Annotated in this window: 16 protein-coding genes and 1 tRNA gene; 11 read left to right on the forward strand and 6 right to left on the reverse strand. The window is 39.7% G+C overall.

Translation table 11 applies throughout. The features are described 5' to 3' along the window. Window positions 1-41: 41 nt before the first annotated feature. On the reverse strand, window positions 42-722 hold the full coding sequence (locus tag BUC17_RS04010) for a ComF family protein (protein ID WP_073361857.1): 681 nt from the start codon (window positions 720-722) through the stop codon (window positions 42-44). Between the two features lie 83 nt (window positions 723-805). Here BUC17_RS04010 and BUC17_RS04015 point away from each other — a divergent pair, with 83 nt between their 5' ends. Continuing rightward, complete coding sequence (locus BUC17_RS04015; RefSeq protein WP_073361859.1) at window positions 806-2,350, forward strand: glycine--tRNA ligase; 1,545 nt, start codon at window positions 806-808, stop codon at window positions 2,348-2,350. 51 nt (window positions 2,351-2,401) lie between these two features. On the opposite strand, the gene BUC17_RS04020 is transcribed toward BUC17_RS04015, so the two are convergent. Continuing rightward, the gene (locus tag BUC17_RS04020; RefSeq protein ID WP_073361861.1) at window positions 2,402-2,725 is read right to left on the reverse strand and encodes an ArsR/SmtB family transcription factor; all 324 of its coding nucleotides are present in this window, start codon (window positions 2,723-2,725) and stop codon (window positions 2,402-2,404) included. A gap of 464 nt (window positions 2,726-3,189) precedes the next feature. Here BUC17_RS04020 and BUC17_RS14240 point away from each other — a divergent pair, with 464 nt between their 5' ends. The 7 genes from BUC17_RS14240 to BUC17_RS04055 all read left to right on the forward strand — a co-directional run bounded on the left by BUC17_RS14240 (window position 3,190) and on the right by BUC17_RS04055 (window position 10,917). Beyond that, window positions 3,190-4,197, forward strand: a complete 1,008-nt coding sequence (locus BUC17_RS14240) for a LytR/AlgR family response regulator transcription factor (RefSeq protein WP_234977685.1) — start codon at window positions 3,190-3,192, stop codon at window positions 4,195-4,197. Between the two features lie 40 nt (window positions 4,198-4,237). Continuing rightward, window positions 4,238-4,900: a response regulator gene (locus tag BUC17_RS04030; protein ID WP_073361863.1), complete on the forward strand. Its 663-nt coding sequence runs from the start codon at window positions 4,238-4,240 to the stop codon at window positions 4,898-4,900. Window positions 4,901-5,014: 114 nt separating this feature from the next. Then, a complete protein-coding gene (locus BUC17_RS04035; protein WP_073361865.1) occupies window positions 5,015-5,404 on the forward strand; it encodes a hypothetical protein in 390 nt (129 codons plus the stop codon). Between the two features lie 306 nt (window positions 5,405-5,710). Beyond that, window positions 5,711-7,636, forward strand: a complete 1,926-nt coding sequence (locus tag BUC17_RS04040; RefSeq protein ID WP_073361867.1) for an ATP-binding protein — start codon at window positions 5,711-5,713, stop codon at window positions 7,634-7,636. Between the two features lie 244 nt (window positions 7,637-7,880). Continuing rightward, window positions 7,881-8,114 carry a hypothetical protein gene (locus tag BUC17_RS04045; protein WP_143161707.1) on the forward strand — a complete coding sequence of 78 codons (234 nt, stop codon included), beginning with the start codon at window positions 7,881-7,883 and terminating at the stop codon, window positions 8,112-8,114. Between the two features lie 76 nt (window positions 8,115-8,190). Further along, the gene (locus BUC17_RS04050; protein WP_159433924.1) at window positions 8,191-10,230 is read left to right on the forward strand and encodes a tetratricopeptide repeat-containing sensor histidine kinase; all 2,040 of its coding nucleotides are present in this window, start codon (window positions 8,191-8,193) and stop codon (window positions 10,228-10,230) included. A gap of 18 nt (window positions 10,231-10,248) precedes the next feature. Further along, entirely contained in the window at window positions 10,249-10,917 is a 669-nt protein-coding gene (locus BUC17_RS04055; protein ID WP_073361871.1) for a DNA-binding response regulator, read from the forward strand. On the opposite strand, the gene thiL is transcribed toward BUC17_RS04055, so the two are convergent. Both thiL and lepA read right to left on the reverse strand, forming a co-directional pair. Beyond that, window positions 10,909-11,970 carry a thiamine-phosphate kinase gene (thiL, locus tag BUC17_RS04060; protein ID WP_073362068.1) on the reverse strand — a complete coding sequence of 354 codons (1,062 nt, stop codon included), beginning with the start codon at window positions 11,968-11,970 and terminating at the stop codon, window positions 10,909-10,911. The genes BUC17_RS04055 and thiL overlap by 9 nt on opposite strands. Window positions 11,971-12,245: 275 nt before the next feature. Further along, window positions 12,246-14,042, reverse strand: coding sequence for a translation elongation factor 4 (lepA, locus tag BUC17_RS04065; protein WP_073361875.1), 1,797 nt, complete (start codon window positions 14,040-14,042; stop codon window positions 12,246-12,248). Between the two features lie 363 nt (window positions 14,043-14,405). Here lepA and dusB point away from each other — a divergent pair, with 363 nt between their 5' ends. Next, entirely contained in the window at window positions 14,406-15,395 is a 990-nt protein-coding gene (dusB, locus tag BUC17_RS04070; protein ID WP_073361876.1) for a tRNA dihydrouridine synthase DusB, read from the forward strand. Here dusB and BUC17_RS04075 read toward each other — a convergent pair. Together BUC17_RS04075 and rbfA are read right to left on the reverse strand one after the other, a co-directional pair. Beyond that, on the reverse strand, window positions 15,392-16,591 hold the full coding sequence (locus tag BUC17_RS04075; RefSeq protein WP_073361878.1) for an ABC transporter permease: 1,200 nt from the start codon (window positions 16,589-16,591) through the stop codon (window positions 15,392-15,394). The two genes, dusB and BUC17_RS04075, sit on opposite strands and share 4 nt — an antisense overlap. Further along, complete coding sequence (gene rbfA, locus BUC17_RS04080) at window positions 16,592-16,984, reverse strand: 30S ribosome-binding factor RbfA (RefSeq protein WP_073361880.1); 393 nt, start codon at window positions 16,982-16,984, stop codon at window positions 16,592-16,594. A gap of 102 nt (window positions 16,985-17,086) precedes the next feature. On the opposite strand from rbfA, the gene mce reads away from it, so the two are divergent. Further along, on the forward strand, window positions 17,087-17,494 hold the full coding sequence (gene mce, locus BUC17_RS04085; protein ID WP_073361882.1) for a methylmalonyl-CoA epimerase: 408 nt from the start codon (window positions 17,087-17,089) through the stop codon (window positions 17,492-17,494). 104 nt (window positions 17,495-17,598) lie between these two features. Continuing rightward, window positions 17,599-17,672 (forward strand) — tRNA-Ile (locus BUC17_RS04090). Window positions 17,673-18,127 lie beyond the last annotated feature (455 nt).

The raw sequence follows: 18,127 nt of genomic DNA on the forward strand, positions 1-18,127 counted from the left end.
AATTGGGGAAGCGAAAATCTTTTTGAGGAGATTTAACGAATTTATTGACTCATCGCCATACAGACAATGCTAATTTTTGCGCCTGGAATTTTCAAAAGTTCACGGGCACAAGCCTCCAAGGTTGACCCTGTAGTAATGACATCGTCGACCAACAGAAAATGGTTGTGGTGAAAGCCTTCTGCATTACGAAGACCAAAAATTTCATGTACCACTTCCGATCGGCCTACAATCGATTTCTTCGTTTGCGTTTTGGAATACAATTGCCGCACGAGTAAGGTGCGAAGGCAGGGAATACCCAACCGCTCTGCCAGTGCATCAGCATAGGAATCCACCTGATTGAATCCCCTTTGCCGTTGTTTCCGTGGATGCAATGGAACTGGAATGATGAAATCGGGATATAGCGATGGAAAATTTCGTTGTAAAACCGCGCCATGCCAATGACCAATGGCTGTCCCTATAGTTTCTTGTCCTTTGTATTTTAGGTGGTGAATGAGTTCCTGCACAGCTCCTTTTTTGTGAAAATACAACAAGGCTCCCCCATAGACCAACGGGATGCGGCCATAGAATTTTCGAACGACTTCATTGTCCTTTTGCAGATGGTGCAGGGTTTGCGGCAGGTCATGCCGGCATCGGGTACAAATCACAAATTCTTGATGGAGTAAGAGCGCTTGACAGGAAGCGCACGTTTCAGGATAAAACAGGCGAATAAAATGCGATAACATAGGCTTATAATTAAAAAATAAAGATATAAAAAACACAGCAATCCTCATCGCTACAAGGCAGTTTTTTATATTTTTGCACCACTATGGCAAAACAAGAAGATATTTTCAAAAATGTAGTTTCGCATGCAAAAGAGTACGGATTCATCTTTCCGTCGAGCGAAATTTATGACGGATTAAGTGCCGTCTACGATTATGCACAAAACGGTGCTGAATTAAAGAAAAACATTCGCGAATATTGGTGGAAGGCAATGGTGCAAATGCACGAGAATATTGTGGGTATTGACGCGGCCATTTTAATGCATCCTACCACTTGGAAAGCTTCGGGGCACGTTGATGCGTTTAACGACCCTCTTATTGATAACAAAGATTCCAAAAAACGCTACCGCGCCGATGTTTTGCTGGAGGATTATTGCGAAAAATTACAGCAAAAAGCACAAAAAGAAATCGACAAAGCCCGCGAACGTTTTGGCGAATCCTTTGATGAACAACAATTTATCACAACGAATGGACGTGTCGTGGAGTATTTATCCAAAAAGAAATCCATTCTAGAACGCATGGCCAAGTCGTTGGATAGTGGCGATTTGGAAGATGTCAAAGCCTTGATTGAAGAACTGGAAATTGCCGATCCTGAAACAGGTTCAAAAAATTGGACCGAAGTACGTCAATTTAACTTGATGTTTGGAACCAAATTGGGCGCTTCTGCCGAAAATGCGATGGATTTGTATCTACGACCCGAAACGGCACAAGGAATTTTTGTCAACTTTTTAAATGTACAGAAAACAGGGCGCATGAAAGTCCCTTTTGGGATTGCGCAAACCGGAAAAGCGTTCCGTAATGAAATCGTTGCCCGACAATTTATTTTCCGTATGCGGGAATTTGAGCAAATGGAGATGCAATTCTTTGTGAAGCCAGGAGAAGAGATGAAGTGGTATGAATACTGGAAAGAAACCCGACTTAAATGGCACTTGTCGTTGGGATTGGGGGCAGAGAACTACCGTTTTCACGATCATGAAAAATTAGCGCATTACGCCAATGCAGCTGCCGATATCGAGTTTAATTTTCCTTTTGGCTTTAAAGAATTGGAAGGAATACATTCGCGCACCGATTTTGACCTGAAAGCACACGAGGAGTATTCGGGTAAAAAATTACAATATTTTGACACCGAAGAAAATAAAAACTATGTTCCTTATGTGGTGGAAACCTCGGTTGGTTTAGACCGTATGTTCTTGGCTGTATTTTCTAAAGCCTTGCAAGAGGAAACGCTAGAAGACGGCAGCACGCGAACAGTTTTGCGTTTGCCCAGCGTGTTAGCCCCAACCAAAGCAGCTGTATTGCCTTTGCTTAAAAAAGATGGATTGCCAGAGATTGCCCGTGCTATCATTGAGGATTTAAAATGGGATTTTAACGTAGCCTACGATGAAAAAGATGCCGTGGGTCGTCGTTACCGTCGTCAAGACGCTTTGGGCACCCCCTTCTGTATTACCGTAGATCACCAAACGCTAGAGGATCAAACCGTCACGCTTCGCCATCGCGATTCTATGGTGCAAGATCGTGTAGCTATCAGCGCACTTCGAGGAATTATTTTAGAAGAAGTATCCATGCGCAATTGGTTGATGCGAACGAAATAATAATGAAATCAAATAAAAAAGCGGCTCGTTTCTATGAATGAGCCGCTTTTTTTATGCCTCCTCCTCCCGAGGGAGTGTAATGTCAGTGAGCAGAAAGTCTTTCACCTTATCCCATGTTTTTATATTCAGGGAGTAGTATATGTTATTTCCTTTGGATTTCCCTTTAATCAGTTTCACGCGTTTCAATTCCGACAAGTGTTTGGAGACCGTAGATTGGGCTAATGGTAGTACTTCTAAGATTTCGCCACAGGATGAGGCAGGGGCTTGCATCAAAAACTGTAAAATTTTCAATCGTGCGGGATTTCCCATTGCCTTTAATATGTCGGCTAAATCGTTGATTTTAAATGAAAAACCCTGCGTTTTAGTGATTCCCATATCGCTAAGTATAAATTTAAAATTGCGGTTCGCGTTAAACGTTGCCCTAAAGGTAATGCAAATCGTTCAAACGAAAAAAAATCCGCTTTATTTTCATCCGTTAATTTGTTTATAAAGTTGTTTAAAAATAGTGTTTACAAGGCTTGAGGGATAGCTGTTATAATTTCTATATTCATATATGTAAAAATAGCCTTTTTTGTGAAGGGTATTTGAACGAAGTTTTGCAGATAAAAGAAGTTATTTCTTACAAATAAGACCCCTTTCGTCGACCTTTTTATCCGTTTGCCTATTTTTTAGGGTTGTGGTAACCGATGGTCGATTTCGGTTGTTTTTTGTAGCCCCATTCTTTTATTTTAGCCTTTGCGAGCCCCCGCAAACAGCGAAACATTTAGTTTTTTGATTGTCATAAACTTAACCGCAATTCCTTTTGGAATACACTAGTGCTTTGCTCAAAAAGTAAAGCTTTGAAGACCATTTCCTTTGTAGTATTGGACGATGATCCCCAACGGATGCAAAAAACTGCAGCCGTAGCGGGAGGATTTCCATTTATGGTCTTTTTAGGATCGGCAGGATCGGCAGATGAGGCTTTGGATTTGGTGCTAGACGTTCGTCCCGACGTCGTTTTTTTAGAAATTGAACCCGAAGAACCCGAAAATGAATTGTCTTTGGCGTTAATCAGTGAATGGTATCGGTATCTGATTCAAGTACCTCAAGTAATCGTTACCACCAAAAATGACACCCTTTGTTTGCAAGCCTTTAAGTACGGGGTTTTCGACTATTTTACGCATCCGGTAACGACGTCTGAACTCCGAAAAACCCTTTTGCGCTTGGAGAAAACCATGGGGTATACGCTCCGCCAACCTGCAGCTGTGCCGGTAATGCCTGTTGCTACACCGGTTGTACCATCGCATGCAGCGGCTCCTACCGTTACCATTACGGAAATAGTTCCCCCTATGGCGCTTGAAGAAGCTACCATTGAAGGCGATGAAGCAATTGAAAATGAGACTCTAGAAGCGACAGAAGTCCTTCCCGAAGAAACACCTGAAGAAGCCGATACCACCGAGGAACCATCAGTTACTGTGCCTGTAAATCCAACTACGGCAGTTCAAGTTAACACCCCTCAACCGCTGGTGATTTGCGTGAAATCATATGGCGATTATCGTTACATCGACGCCGATGAAATTTGTTATTTGCAAGCCGATAACAATTCGACCGACATACATTTGAATACGGGTGAAATGATTACCGCATTTAAGACCTTAAAGCATTTCGAAGGGGTATTGCAAGCGCCTTTTATTCGTATTCATAACAGTTATATTGTCAATACAAAGTATATTGGTCGAATTCATACAGGAAATTCGGTGTGTCACTTGAAAAATTCGACGGTAAAATTGCCGTTTTCTAAGTCTTACAAAGACAATATCGACCTCATAATCAATCAAATTGCTTCAGGAAACTATTTGGAGATTTAAGGAAGTTTTCTTTTTTTTGTAGCCTAAAATAGTAAACGCCATGACCATAAATGTACTCATTGTCGATGACCATAAATTAATTATTGAAGGGTATAAAACCATTTTTTCCAACAATCGCTTAGGGGCAGAAATCGTTGTTAGTGAGGCTACTACCGCCACACAAGCCGTAGAAATTTTGAAAGCATCCGCCTCCGAAAAGGCATACGATATCGTCATTTTGGATTACACGCTACCCGTTTGTGAAACGTATCATATTCAAAATGGTTTCGATCTGGTTCACTATGTTCGAACCTATCAACCGCTGGCCAAATTAATGATACTTACGTCCCACTCGGAAGCCCTTATTTTGTACCGTGTAATCATGGAGTCTCGGGCAGAAGCCATTATGATAAAAAGTGATTTTTCTTCCATGGAATTGTTGGACGCCTTTGAAAACGTATATCAAGGAGGTACCTGCTACACCAAAACGGTTGCCGCTTTAAAACAGCAATTAAATGCCGATTACAAGGTGCTGGACGGCATCAACCGACAAATGATTGCCATGCTGGCACAAGGGTTTAAAACACGTTATATCATGGATCAATTGGGACTCTCCAAAAGCGCCATTGACAAGCGAAAGGCCCTTATTCGGGAGTATTTTGCCATTGAAAAAGGGAATGATGAAACCATAGTGCAAATCGCACGGGAACGAGGATATATTTAAATTTTAACAAATTATACACTTTTTGCACACCTGAGATGGTCAATTGCCTTGGTATCTTTGTCTACGATTTGAGAATGAAAATGATGTTGTTGTTGGAATCAAATACTTTACGCCATGATAAAATACGTTCTAATTGGATTTTTTGCCTTAGTATTTAATGTACTTCCCGTTCGATCACAAGCCCCTTTAGACTCCGGGAAAATAGTAGTTCGGCTCGTTTTCATGACCGATACATTACAGTTACATTTTGATTCAAAAGCGATTTGGGCGCAAGCGTGTCACGATTTGGATTTTTCCATTGCTGACTTTCCGTGGTTCCTTACGCCCGAAACAGGTATCGTTCCCACGGTTCATGTTACGCTTTATGAATGGATCCCAAGATGGGCCTTCCCGTATACGATGTTTGGATTTTGGAAGCGCTACGGACCCATAGCTTGTGAACTGGAATGTATAACGCATGAAATCAATACGTTGTGGTACAGTGATAAAATTGCTTCACGTTAAATTTTAACAAAATGTACACTTTTAGTGTAACAATAGTTAAAAAATAGCCTTGTAATTTTACCATGTACAAGCACTTAAAATTGGGTTTCTGCCGATACTATGATAAATCCCCTCACTCGGAATTCACTGTTGTCACTTTCGTTAATTCTGTTGTATACGCCCGGATTCTTTATTTTTTCTACGCCTTTCCGAGTAGGGGATTTTTATTTATTTGTTAACTTGAGCGGATGAATCCGCTTTTTTTATATACTTATGCGATACGTTGTTTTGATTTTTTTGATTTTTATTTCTTGTAAAAATTCAAATATGAATTCTGATTTGAGTATTGAAAGTCAGAAATATATTGATAGTATATGTGTTCATTATGATAGAAAAGAACTAACAAACGAAAAGTTTAAGAGACTTTTATATGGAAATTTATATGATTTAAGAAAATGTAATGATTCTGTTTCAAGATATTACTTGAATAGAATTGCAGCATTATCGGTTACACATAATTTACAATCTAGCAATTATCTTGTAAGTAAATTGAGTACTCTGAGCTTGAGATATGGTGACACTCTAAATTATGCGAGAAGTTTGAGATTGAAAGGATCAATTCTATTAAGTAAAGGTGAAAAGTTGGAAGCATTGAAGTTTCATGAAAAGTCATTAAAAATATTTGAGTTTATTAATAGTGAAATTGATTTAGTTAGAAATTATACAAATATTGGTTTGGATTTGTATTATTCAGACGACTATACTGGGGCAGAATATTTCTTAATCAAAGCTTTAAAAAAATTAAAGAATAGAGATTATAATTTAAGATTTAAGATAATCACTAATTTAATTTTAACATATAATGGTAGTAGCCAACCAAATAAAGCAATAAAGTTAATTAAAAATGAAATTTCACAATTTAAACATGTAAGAAACAGTATTGATTGGATTATTCTAAAGTCTGAATTAGCCTATGCATATGAAGAAAAGAATGATTTTTTAAAATGTTATAAAACATTAGCTGATATAAAAAGTTGTTCTAGTTTTAATATGTTAAATACATTACAAAGAGCAGAGGTAAACAGACGCTTTTTAAGGGTGTTGAGAAAATTAAATAATGGTGTTTCTTATGAGAAAGAGTACGAAGAAATGGAGAAACAGTTCGATAGCGAATTTGAAGTAGGAATGAAATCTTCTCTATTAGTAGATTATATATACCATTTGCATGAATTAAAAAAAAATGACAAATTACTTTTAAAAGCAAAAGAGACGTATAAAATATCGATTGAGTCAAACTACATATTTAATTCATTAAATTCTCTTATTCTATTGTCTAAAGTAGACTCAAAGAATGCTTCAATATATTTTCAAAAATATGATTCAATTAACGATCTTTTGTTTAATTCGAAAAGGGCAACCTTCTCTAAAATTCTTTTAGACACAAATAATCTTGAAAAAGCAAAATTAAAGGCTGAGAGAGATAGGCAGTTAGTCATAATTTGGATTTTAATTATACTATTGATTTCAATTGTAATTTTTATCTTTTACTATAAACGGTTATCAAAGCTACGAAGCGAAATAAGCAAAAAAAATCAAAAAAGTAATGCGCGTATTGAAGAGCTGTTGGTCAAAAATCAAGAAATCGAAGCCCAAACCCGCAAGCATCTGCTGCGAAGCATTGCCATGGAAATTCACGACAATGTGCTCAACCGCTTAGCCAGTACCCGGTACCAGCTTTTTAAATTGCATTTCAAGCAAGACAAGCAAACGCTGCAAGAAGCCATGGAAGGTATCGATCATATACAACAGGTGGAAAACGAATTACGTTTATTAACCCATAACCTTACCAACGAAAGCCAATCGGCGACCATTTCTTTACTATCCATGATTCAAGAGTTGATCGATATCCATCATGAGGTATACGATCAAGAAGTAGAGTTTACCGTATCCCAATGGGATTGGGAACTGTTGCCCAATGAAACCAAAATCAATTGTTTGCGTATCGTACAAGAAGCCTTACTCAACATTACCAAACATGCCAAAGCGACCCGAATATCGATTCAATTTATTCACGATACCCATCATTTGCGATTCCGAATTTCCGACAACGGGAAGGGTATGGAAGCCGTAAAAACAATAAAGGGCATAGGCTTAAAAAATCTGGAAGAACGCGCTCAAATGATGGCCGCTAAAATTGAAGTTTATTCGACTCCTGCCGAGGGTACAACCTTGCAAATCACACTACCCATTTAATTTAAAAAACTAATAATCAACAATTTAAGCTAAAAAATAGCCTTTTTTTCTTCTGTTTTTTAAAATTCGTGCATTCACCCAAATTTGACCTACATTCACTCACAAACAGCCATCATTCACTATATACAAGCGTGAGGATATCAATTACCTCATGATGCTCTAGTAGTTTTACATCGTGAAAGCCCCAAATGTATTGGCTTTACAAAACAAAAAAGTCTAACAAAAACTATTAAAGCATACGAATATGAAAAAGTCAGCAATTATTTCAGCATTATTTATGATGATGTTGGTTTTAACTTCTTTTAGTACTCCAACTGAAATTGGAGGAGGTAAAAATTCCAAAGGTGGTTTAGAGTTTCAAATAGGTGGAGGCAAAAACTCCAAGGGAGGTTTAGAAATTGGAGGGGGAAAAAATTCTAAAGGTGGTTTGGAATTTGAAATTGGAGGAGGAAAGAACTCCAAAGGTGGTTTAGAATAGTTGAATACATTTAATTTTATAAAAAAACCGTTACCAATTGGTAGCGGTTTTTTATTTTTGTTTAAAATGGTTTAAGTTGAAGCTAATACTTTGTATATTTATTTCTTTCTTCATTATCTCTTGTTCTAAGAATAAGAATACAGATAAGAATTTCCAAAGAAATGACAGTGTAACATATTATTTGAATTTATCAAATACTAAAAGTTTAACTAGTAATCGAAAATTCAAATATTTATCTAAAGCATTTATTGTACTAAAAAATAGTTCAGAGAATTCGAAAATTGTAAGGAATCAAATAGCAGATATTACATTTGAGTTTTATAGACTAAAAAAACTTGATGAATTTTATGATGGTTCAAGTATTTTGTTGTCAAAGTCAATACAAGGTAGAGACAGTTTGAATCTGGGTAAAGCATACAGATGTAAAGCAACATATTTCAAAGATGTAAAAAGATTAGATAGCTCTTTAATTTATTTTTTAAAAGCTGAAAAAGTATACAACACTTTAAATGAACCTTTAGTTCTAGGAAATATCTTATTTAATAAAGGAATTGTACAATTTGATGGCGGAGATTTTCTCGGAGCAGAATTGTCTTTAACAAGTGCTTATGAAATTTTCAAGGATTCCGACAAGAAAGATAAATTATACGGTGTTTTAAATCAACTAGGATTAACTTTTAATGAGTTGAATGAATACGATAAAGCTATTTTTTATCAAAAGAAAGCTTTAGAATTAGTGCAGAAGTATAATCTAGTTACCTCTTTTAATGAGGATATTGTTTCATACAATAATTTAGGTTACCTATATAATAAGATTGGGAAATATGAAGATGCTATCTATTATTTGGAGCTAGGGTTAAAAAATAAAAATATTATTAATACTGATCCAGACTTGTATTCATTATTAATTGATAATCTTGCATACTCTAGGTTAAAATCATCCAGCTTCAAAGGATTGCCGGGTTTGTTTTTTGATTCTTTAAAAATTAGATTAAAATTAAAAAATTCTACAGGAATAGTTACCAGTTATATTAATTTGTCACAGTATTATAAATTAAAAAGGGACTATTTAAAGTCAATTTATTATAGTGAAAAAGCTATTGAAGAAGCAAGAAAGTCAAAGATTCCAATAAATCTTATTCAAGCTTTAAAGCAAGCATCCGTTGTTAATGAAAAGCTAGCATATAAATACTCAAAAGAATTTATAAAAATTAGTGATAGTCTACAATTAGTTGAACGTAATTCTCGGGATCGATTTACTAAAATTCAATTAGAGACTAACGAAATCCTCCAACAAAAAGACTCCCTCGAGAAAAAAAACCGAAATATCCTCAACTATTTTATAGGAACGATTGCCGTTGGCGGACTGTTGTTTTTTATGCGGGCGCAACGAGCGAAGAGTCGTGAATTATTGCTGCGGCAAGCACAACAACGCGCCAATGAAGATATTTACCGCTTGATTATTTCGCAGCAAAACAAACTTGAAGAAGGACGTGTGCTCGAGAAAAACCGCATCGCCAAAGAACTCCACGACGGGGTACTCGGACGCCTCTTTGGATTGCGCCTTAACCTCGACGGCCTCAATCACCGCAACGATGAAGATGCTATTCATGAACGTATTCGCTGCCTTGAAGAACTCAAGAATATCGAACAAGACCTGCGGGAAATCTCCCATGAGCTGAGCCGAGAAAAATATGTACTCGTCAATAACTTTGTCGCCATCGTCAACAACCTTCTCGACGAACAAGCCAAAATCAATCCGGCGAAACTCAATGCCGTCATCGGAGAAAACATCGATTGGGATCAACTCAACAACACCACCAAAATCAACCTCTACCGGATTTTGCAAGAGAGTTTGCAAAACATCAACAAATACGCCAATGCCAAAACCATTAAGGTTGAATTTCGTAAAGATAAAAAAGGTAATTTAGTGCTCAACATTACCGACGACGGTGATGGATTTGAAGTCGATAAAAAAAGTAAAGGCATCGGACTGAAAAATATAGTGACACGAACCCATGAAAGTAACGGAATTATTGAAATTAAATCGGCACCCGGAAAAGGAACCCGCATCAGTATTACCGTGCCTCTTGAACATAAAAGTATTAAAAATTAACCCCAATTTCCTGCACAGATGTCCCAAAAAGTCAATATTCTTATCGTAGACGATCACCCTTTTATCATTCAAGGATATAAAAATGTGATTAATCTTTTTCCCGATAAATCAATAACGTTTCAGTTTTTTGAAGCCACCGATTGCCGCTCAGGCTACGACATTATTATGCAAGCCAATGAACCCTATGATATTGCGTTTCTCGATGTAAGTATGCCCGAATATGAAGAGAAAAATATCCATACCGGAGAAGATTTGGCCAAACTATTAAATGCCGAAATGCCCCAGTGCAAAGTGGCGTTGCTCACCATGCATTCAGAATCCCTTAAGGTACAATCCATTATCGATGAAATCAATCCCTTAGGGTTGGTCATCAAAAACGACCTTACCTTTGACAATATGATTTTGGCTTTGACCACCATTTTGAAAGGGGAAACGTATTACAGCGATTCGGTGATTAAATTCCTAAACAACCAACAAAAAGAAAAAGTATATGTCGATGTCATTGACCGCCAAATTCTGCATTATCTCAGCAAAGGCATCAACTACGACGACATTCCGTTATATATCTCTATCTCATCTAGTTCGGTGAAAACCCGTAAAGAAAACATGAAAGAATTACTCAATATTGCGGGAAGTGACGATGAAACCTTAGTAGCCATCGCCAAAGACCGCGGCATGTTACTCTAGAGTTTTGGTTTCGTCAAGGGCATTCCAACCCCGGGCTTTCAACGCAATTTTGGTCTGGGCTCGGGTCACCAAATGCATGCCTTCCTGCGCGGCAGTCATGTGTCCGATGACCGTTAAGTTCGGATTCCCTTTGATTTTATCAAAATCAGCGAGGTTGATCGTAAATAACAACTCGTAATCTTCACCGCCGTTGATGGCTAAGGTTGTGCTGTCGATATTAAATTCTTCACAAGTGCTGATAAACTGCGGGTCAAGCGGCAATTTATCTTCAAATAAGTTACATCCCGTTCCGCTATTTTTACACAAATGAATGAGCTCCGACGAAAGTCCGTCCGAAATGTCAATCATCGAGGTGGGTTGCACCTCCAATTGCGCCAACAAGCCCTTGATATCGGTGCGCGCTTCGGGTTTTAACTGCCGTTCAATCAAATACGTATAGTTGTCTAAGTCGGGTTGGTTGTTGGGATTCACTTGAAAAACTTGCTTCTCGCGTTCCAGGACTTGCAACCCTAAATAGGCTGCACCCAAGTCGCCCGTTACCACAATCAAGTCGTTTTCTTGAGCACCGCTGCGGTACACCAACTCGTGCTCTTGCGCCACACCCAAGGCAGTGATCGAAAGAATCAACCCTTTTTGCGATGAGGTAGTATCGCCGCCAATAATGTCAACGTTGTAGGTTTTGGCCGCCAAGCGAATTCCCTCGTACAATTCCTCCAACGCTTCCACAGGAAACCGATTGGAAACGGCAAGGGATACTGTAATTTGGGTTGGCGTCGCGTTCATCGCACACACATCCGACAAATTGACGACCACCGCTTTATAGCCCAAATGTTTCAACGGCATGTACGACAAATCAAAATGAACACCCTCCACAAGTAAATCGGTAGTCACTACAGTTTGGGTGTTTTCAAAACGTAAAACCGCGGCATCATCGCCAATTCCTTTGCGCGTCGAAGGCTGGCTAACCTCAATATTTTGTGTCAAGTGAGCGATTAAACCAAATTCGCCAAATTGCGATAAGGGAGTTCGTTGTGGGGATTTGTCTTCCAGCATGATTCGTACCATTTTAGGGGGTAAAGGTACGATAAGCCCGTTCGATTTCCAAGTTGAAATCACAGGGATAACGCGTTGTGAAAACAACTCATGTATACAGCCCCGATCGCAGCGGCATCCTCTGGTGCTTCCTTGGTAAAGGAGCGCCAGAGATATAGCGGAGAGCGGGAGGAAGCGACCTTTTGCGCACGGGCTCGTTGCTGCCCATAAAAAAAGTCCGGCGAAAACCGAACTTCATTTATAATTTATAATTTAAAATTTAGAATAGTTGAACATTAGTCGTTCAACTTCAACACCGCCATAAACGCCGACTGTGGAATTTCGACATTCCCTACCTGGCGCATACGTTTTTTACCGGCTTTTTGTTTTTCCAACAATTTACGTTTACGCGAAATATCTCCACCGTAACATTTGGCCGTTACGTCTTTACGCAAGGCTTTGATGGTTTCACGGGCGATGATTTTTGCGCCAATCGCGGCTTGAATCGGAATATCAAATTGTTGTCTTGGGATCAATTCGCGCAATTTCTCGCACATTTTCTTCCCAATATGGTAGGCGTTATCTTCGTGAATCAAGGCCGACAAAGCATCGACAGAATTGGCATTCAACAGCACATCCAGTCGCACCAACTTCGACGTACGCATCCCAATCGGGTGGTAGTCAAACGACGCATATCCTTTGGAAACCGTTTTCAAGCGGTCGTAAAAGTCAAATACAATCTCCGCCAGCGGCATGTCGAAATTCAATTCCACACGCTCGGTAGTCAAATAGGTTTGATTCGTAATAATGCCGCGTTTTTCAATACACAAACTCATCACGTTGCCTACGAAATCCGACTTGGTGATGATCGTTGCTTTGATATAGGGTTCTTCTACACGGTCCAATTTTGACGGCTCGGGCAAGTCCGACGGGTTGTTCACAATAATCGGCGTTTCGGGCTCTTTTTTGGTATAGGCCAAATACGATACGTTGGGTACCGTGGTAATCACCGTCATGTTGAATTCGCGTTCCAAACGTTCCTGGATGATTTCTAAGTGTAACATGCCCAAGAAACCGCAACGGAAACCGAAGCCCAAAGCGGCCGAACTCTCGGGGGCAAACACCAGCGAGGCATCGTTCAACTGCAATTTTTCCATGGAAGCCCGCAAATCCTCGTAATCCTCGGTGTCCACTGGATAAATTCCCGCAAAAACCATCGGTTTTACATCTTCAAAGCCTTGAATCATTTGCGTAGTTGGCGTTTTGGCGTCGGTAATCGTGTCGCCCACTTTCACGTCTTTCGCTTCTTTAATTCCCGAAATCAAATAGCCTACGTCGCCGCATCCAATTACGTCTTTGGGAACTTGGTTCAATTTTAAAGTACCCACTTCATCGGCATAATATTCGTTGCCCGTCGACATGAATTTGATTTTCTGCCCTTTGCGGATTTCGCCGTTTTTCACTCGGAAAATAACTTCGATCCCACGAAACGGATTGTATACCGAGTCAAAAATCAAGGCTTGCAACGGTTCGTCTTTGTCGCCCTTGGGCGCCGGAATGCGCTCGACAATGGCTTCCAAAATTTTATCGACGCCAAAGCCTGTTTTTCCAGAGGCATGGATGATATCCTCCAATTTACAGCCGAGCAAGTCCACAATGTCATCGCTCACTTCTTCAGGATTGGCACTGGGTAAGTCTACTTTATTGAGTACAGGAATAATTTCAAGGTCGTTTTCCAAGGCCAAATACAGGTTCGAAATCGTCTGTGCCTGAATGCTTTGTGCCGCATCTACAATCAACAACGCGCCTTCACAAGCCGCAATCGAACGCGAAACCTCATACGAGAAGTCTACGTGACCGGGCGTGTCGATCAAATTCAAAATGTATTTTTCTCCTTTATAGGTATACTCCATCTGGATCGCGTGACTCTTAATAGTAATCCCGCGTTCCCGCTCCAAATCCATATTGTCCAAAAGCTGCGCCTGCGCTTCGCGTGCCGTTACCGTTTGCGTCGAGTCCAATAAGCGATCGGCCAGCGTACTTTTTCCGTGGTCAATGTGAGCAATAATGCAAAAATTCCGAATGTTCTTCATCGTCAATAGTCCTTTTTTGGCGCTAATTATTAAAATTTAAAATTTATAATTCAAAATTTAAAATAATAATAAGTAGGGGCGCTCTCGTCGTTCCTCCTCACCGGGCTTTCCGCAGTACACGCCTGCCTCTCGGCTACGGCGGGGTACTTTGCTTCAATCCCTAGCGCAACATCGTGCAAATATAGTTTAAAGTTTACAATTTTGTGGGCCTCACTCGGGAATAGAAGCGTTTGTTTTTGTGTATTTTTTCATCTTTATGATTGATTAACAAATGTTTAGCACTAGGAATAATTGCTTTTCCTTTGGTTTTCATAAGATTAATTCCCTAATAGTACTATTTTTGCACTCAGAAAAAACAGCTGTATGCCCAAAATTGGTCCTATCGAACTCCCGGATTTCCCGTTGTTACTCGCTCCTATGGAAGATGTGAGTGACCCGCCATTTCGTCGCTTGTGTAAAATGCACGGCGCCGATTTGATGTATTCGGAGTTTATTTCCTCCGAAGGCTTGATTCGTGATGCCATCAAGAGTCGGATGAAACTGGATATTTTTGATTACGAGCGGCCGGTAGGGATTCAAATTTTTGGAGGCGATGAAGAGGCCATGGCCATGAGTGCCAAAATTGTTGAAGCCGTGGAGCCCGATTTATTGGACATCAATTTTGGTTGTCCTGTGAAAAAAGTTGTCTGCAAAGGTGCCGGCGCTGGGGTATTAAAGGATGTCGATTTGATGGTGCGGTTAACCAAAGCGGTCGTCAAAAGCACCCATTTGCCCGTAACCGTCAAAACCCGTTTGGGTTGGGATGAGAGTTCGATCAACATCGATGAGGTGGCCGAACGGTTGCAGGATGTTGGCATTCAAGCCTTGACCATTCACGGACGCACACGCGCCCAAATGTATAAGGGTCATTCCGACTGGACACACATCGCACGGGTCAAAAACAACCCGCGTATTCATATTCCGATATTCGGAAATGGCGATATTGATTCTCCCGAGAAAGCTTTAGAATATAAAAACAAATTTGGATTGGACGGTATCATGATTGGTCGTGCTGCTATTGGCTATCCTTGGATTTTTAACGAAATCAAACATTTTTTTCAAACCGGGCAACACCTGCCGGTTCCCACACTAGTTGATCGGGTAGAAGCCGCACGTAACCACCTGCTTTGGTCCATGGAATGGAAAGGAGAACGCTTGGGTATTGTAGAAATGCGCCGTCATTATACCAATTATTTCAAAGGCATTCCCAATTTTAAAGAATACAAAAATCGCTTAGTCACCACCGATGATCGCGAAGCCTTACTTGGGGTTTTTGAAGAGATTATTGAGTCGTTTTCTGGCGTAGTATTTTAATCCAACATTTTCTCGGAAACGCGACTGCTGGCAATACCACTCGAAATCATTCCCAAAACGATAACAGTAAGCCATACTAAAGCCAAATTTTCCCAGTGAAATTCGATGGGATAGGCCAAGGTTTCGGTAATCATAATGAGTTGGTAGTGCTGTTGCATCACCACCAATACCGATCCGAGGATGAGGCCCACCATTCCCCCGAAAACACTCAAAAGTGTTCCTTGTAAAAAGAAAATTCTTCGCAATTGAGGTAAGGTTACGCCCAAACTGAACAAGGTTTTTAAATTGTTTTTCTTGTCCAAAATCATCATGATTAAGGCGCCTGCCAAACTAAAAAGTGCCATGATGATGACAAGGGTAAAGATTAGGTACACCGCAACATTCTCCGAGTTCAACATTTTGTATAATGTTTCATTGAGTTGTGCCCGGTTTTTGACCGTAGTGTTTGGAATATATTTTTCGAGTGCAGCAATTACTTGTGCTTCCGAGGCGTTGGGTTGCAGTCGAATTTCGAGGTTGGTAATTTCATGAGGTTTTAATTGCACCACAGCCTGTGCCAACTGTAAGTCGGCAAACACATAACGGTTGTCCATTTCTTCATTAATGGCATAAATCCCAACCGGATAAATACGTTCTATAATAAAGGAGTCCTCGGGATTTAATCCCAAATCGCCACGACCGGGTTTGGGCGCATATACTTCAAAGGCATTTTGGTAATCGAGGAGTCCTAGCGAGAGTTTTTCCGAGAGTCCATATCCAATCACCACTTGATAGGTATTGGGTTCGAGCCACTGCCCGTTAAATAATTTTTCGGGTGTTTTTGAAACGCGGCCAAATTGTGCATCGACGCCTTTGAGAAAAGAAAATTGTGTTTTTCCATCAAACAAAAACATCACGCGTTTTTCGACAACCTGGCTAAAATGCCCTACGCCTTCAATGGTTTTTATTTTTTGAGCTTGCGCTGGCGTGAAGGTAAAATGAGTGCCCGATTTCGGAAAGACTTTTAGATCAGGATCCAAATCATTGGAAAAAGAAAGGCTAAAGGTGCGTAGGCCACTAAAAACAGATAGCACCACAAACAAGGCCATCGCGCCCACGATCACACTCAAGGAAGCAATACCCGTAATGATATTGATGGCGGTGTTTTTACTGCGTGAAAACAAATACCGACGGGCGATGTAGAGCGAAAGGTTCACTTACGATTTTTTGCGTTTGGCTAAAAGGTCGCGGTTTTCAATAGGATTTTCCTCACCCGCTAGAGCGCGGTCAATTTTTTCGATGTATTCCAAGGAGTCATCGATGTAAAAAAGCAAGTTGGGCACTTTGCGCAATTGCAACTTTACCCGTTGTGATAAATCGTGTTTAATCAAAGGAGTGTTGGAACGAATTGCCTCCAGAATTTCAGGGCCTTTTTCGGCGGGAAAAATGCTAAGAAAAACTTTTGCAATAGACAAGTCCGTGGTAACATTGACTTTGGAAACCGATATAATCAAATTGGCGATACCATTTTTACGAACTTCGCCTTGCAAAATATCGACCAAGTCTTTTTGCAATACGCTTCCTATTTTTTTCTGTCTATTCGATTCCATGCGACAAAAATACAATATTAATCGGAATTTGCTTTCTGACTTCTACGACAAAAATACGGCTACCTTTTAGCGTTTTAATATCTTTGTAGGAAAGAAATAAAAATGCAAAAAATAGAACACATCGGAATTGCTGTAAAATCACTCGAAGCTTCCAACCCACTTTTTGAAGCCTTGCTGGGCGTACCTTGTTATAAAGAGGAGGAAGTCAGTAGTGAAGGCGTAAAAACTTCTTTTTTCAAGAACGGTCCCAACAAAATTGAACTCTTAGAAGCGACCCGCCCCGACAGTCCTATAGCCAAGTTTATCGAGAAAAAAGGAGAGGGAATTCATCATATTGCTTTTGATGTGGCCGATATAGAAGCCGAAATGAAACGGTTAACTGCTGCTGGATTTATATTGCTCAACGAGCAGCCCAAGCGCGGTGCCGATAATAAATTAGTGGTTTTTCTTCATCCCAAATCGACCAATGGTGTTTTGATCGAGTTGTGTCAAGACGCAGGGGAATCGTAACTCCAAAAAAGTATTGCAAGAAACTAGAATTAATAGTAATATTGCATCGCTGAAAGCTTGACGGTAGATACTATTTTTATGTGCTAGCTAGCATTCAGTTTATAGGTCCTATAGCTCAGTTGGTTAGAGCACCTGACTCATAATCAGGTGGTCCTTGGTTCGAGCCCAAGTGGGACCACATTAAAGCCTTGCTCAAGTATGCAAGGCTTTTTTTATGCGTTTTGGTCGAGCTTTGAAGTCTCGGAATTACCTCGAGCAGCATGAATCGGGCAAAGCAAATTAGTTTTTCTTTCCTGTTATTTAATTTTTTGGAGAAGTCGACACCTTGTTTTCGCTTTGTGGATATCAAACGATAGGGATGTAGTATTTCACGAGTACGCACGAATTTATAGATTTCCTGACGTAATTATGGAATCGTTTTTTGCATTTTTTGGTGTTTGACCCATTTTATCTTTTCGTTGTCGATATTTTTTGTGGCAGTCTATCTTTTCATTTTTTTGTGGAAGAGAAACCAAAACACTTTTTTTTTCGTTAATACCAATGAAGCGATAGAAAGGTTACGATATTGTGAAATGTTTTGCAACTCGCTCAAAATATGAAGTAAAAAATTTTGACAAAGCGTTTTTTTTTATA

Origin of the sequence: Flavobacterium fontis (assembly GCF_900129405.1) — a bacterium.
In the GTDB taxonomy this organism is placed as follows: domain Bacteria; phylum Bacteroidota; class Bacteroidia; order Flavobacteriales; family Flavobacteriaceae; genus Flavobacterium; species Flavobacterium fontis.

Excerpts from the sequence above, each read along its gene's own strand:
- BUC17_RS04045 (WP_143161707.1), top strand. The coding sequence starts at position 7,881 with ATGAAAAAGTCAGCAATTATTTCAGCATTATTTATGATGATGTTGGTT.
- mce (WP_073361882.1), top strand. The coding sequence starts at position 17,087 with ATGCAAAAAATAGAACACATCGGAATTGCTGTAAAATCACTCGAAGCT.
- rbfA (WP_073361880.1), bottom strand. The coding sequence starts at position 16,984 with ATGGAATCGAATAGACAGAAAAAAATAGGAAGCGTATTGCAAAAAGAC.
- lepA (WP_073361875.1), bottom strand. The coding sequence starts at position 14,042 with ATGAAGAACATTCGGAATTTTTGCATTATTGCTCACATTGACCACGGA.
- BUC17_RS04010 (WP_073361857.1), bottom strand. The coding sequence starts at position 722 with ATGTTATCGCATTTTATTCGCCTGTTTTATCCTGAAACGTGCGCTTCC.
- BUC17_RS04020 (WP_073361861.1), bottom strand. The coding sequence starts at position 2,725 with ATGGGAATCACTAAAACGCAGGGTTTTTCATTTAAAATCAACGATTTA.
- BUC17_RS04015 (WP_073361859.1), top strand. The coding sequence starts at position 806 with ATGGCAAAACAAGAAGATATTTTCAAAAATGTAGTTTCGCATGCAAAA.
- thiL (WP_073362068.1), bottom strand. The coding sequence starts at position 11,970 with ATGCTGGAAGACAAATCCCCACAACGAACTCCCTTATCGCAATTTGGC.
- BUC17_RS04035 (WP_073361865.1), top strand. The coding sequence starts at position 5,015 with ATGATAAAATACGTTCTAATTGGATTTTTTGCCTTAGTATTTAATGTA.
- BUC17_RS04055 (WP_073361871.1), top strand. The coding sequence starts at position 10,249 with ATGTCCCAAAAAGTCAATATTCTTATCGTAGACGATCACCCTTTTATC.
- dusB (WP_073361876.1), top strand. The coding sequence starts at position 14,406 with ATGCCCAAAATTGGTCCTATCGAACTCCCGGATTTCCCGTTGTTACTC.
- BUC17_RS04030 (WP_073361863.1), top strand. The coding sequence starts at position 4,238 with ATGACCATAAATGTACTCATTGTCGATGACCATAAATTAATTATTGAA.
- BUC17_RS04040 (WP_073361867.1), top strand. The coding sequence starts at position 5,711 with ATGAATTCTGATTTGAGTATTGAAAGTCAGAAATATATTGATAGTATA.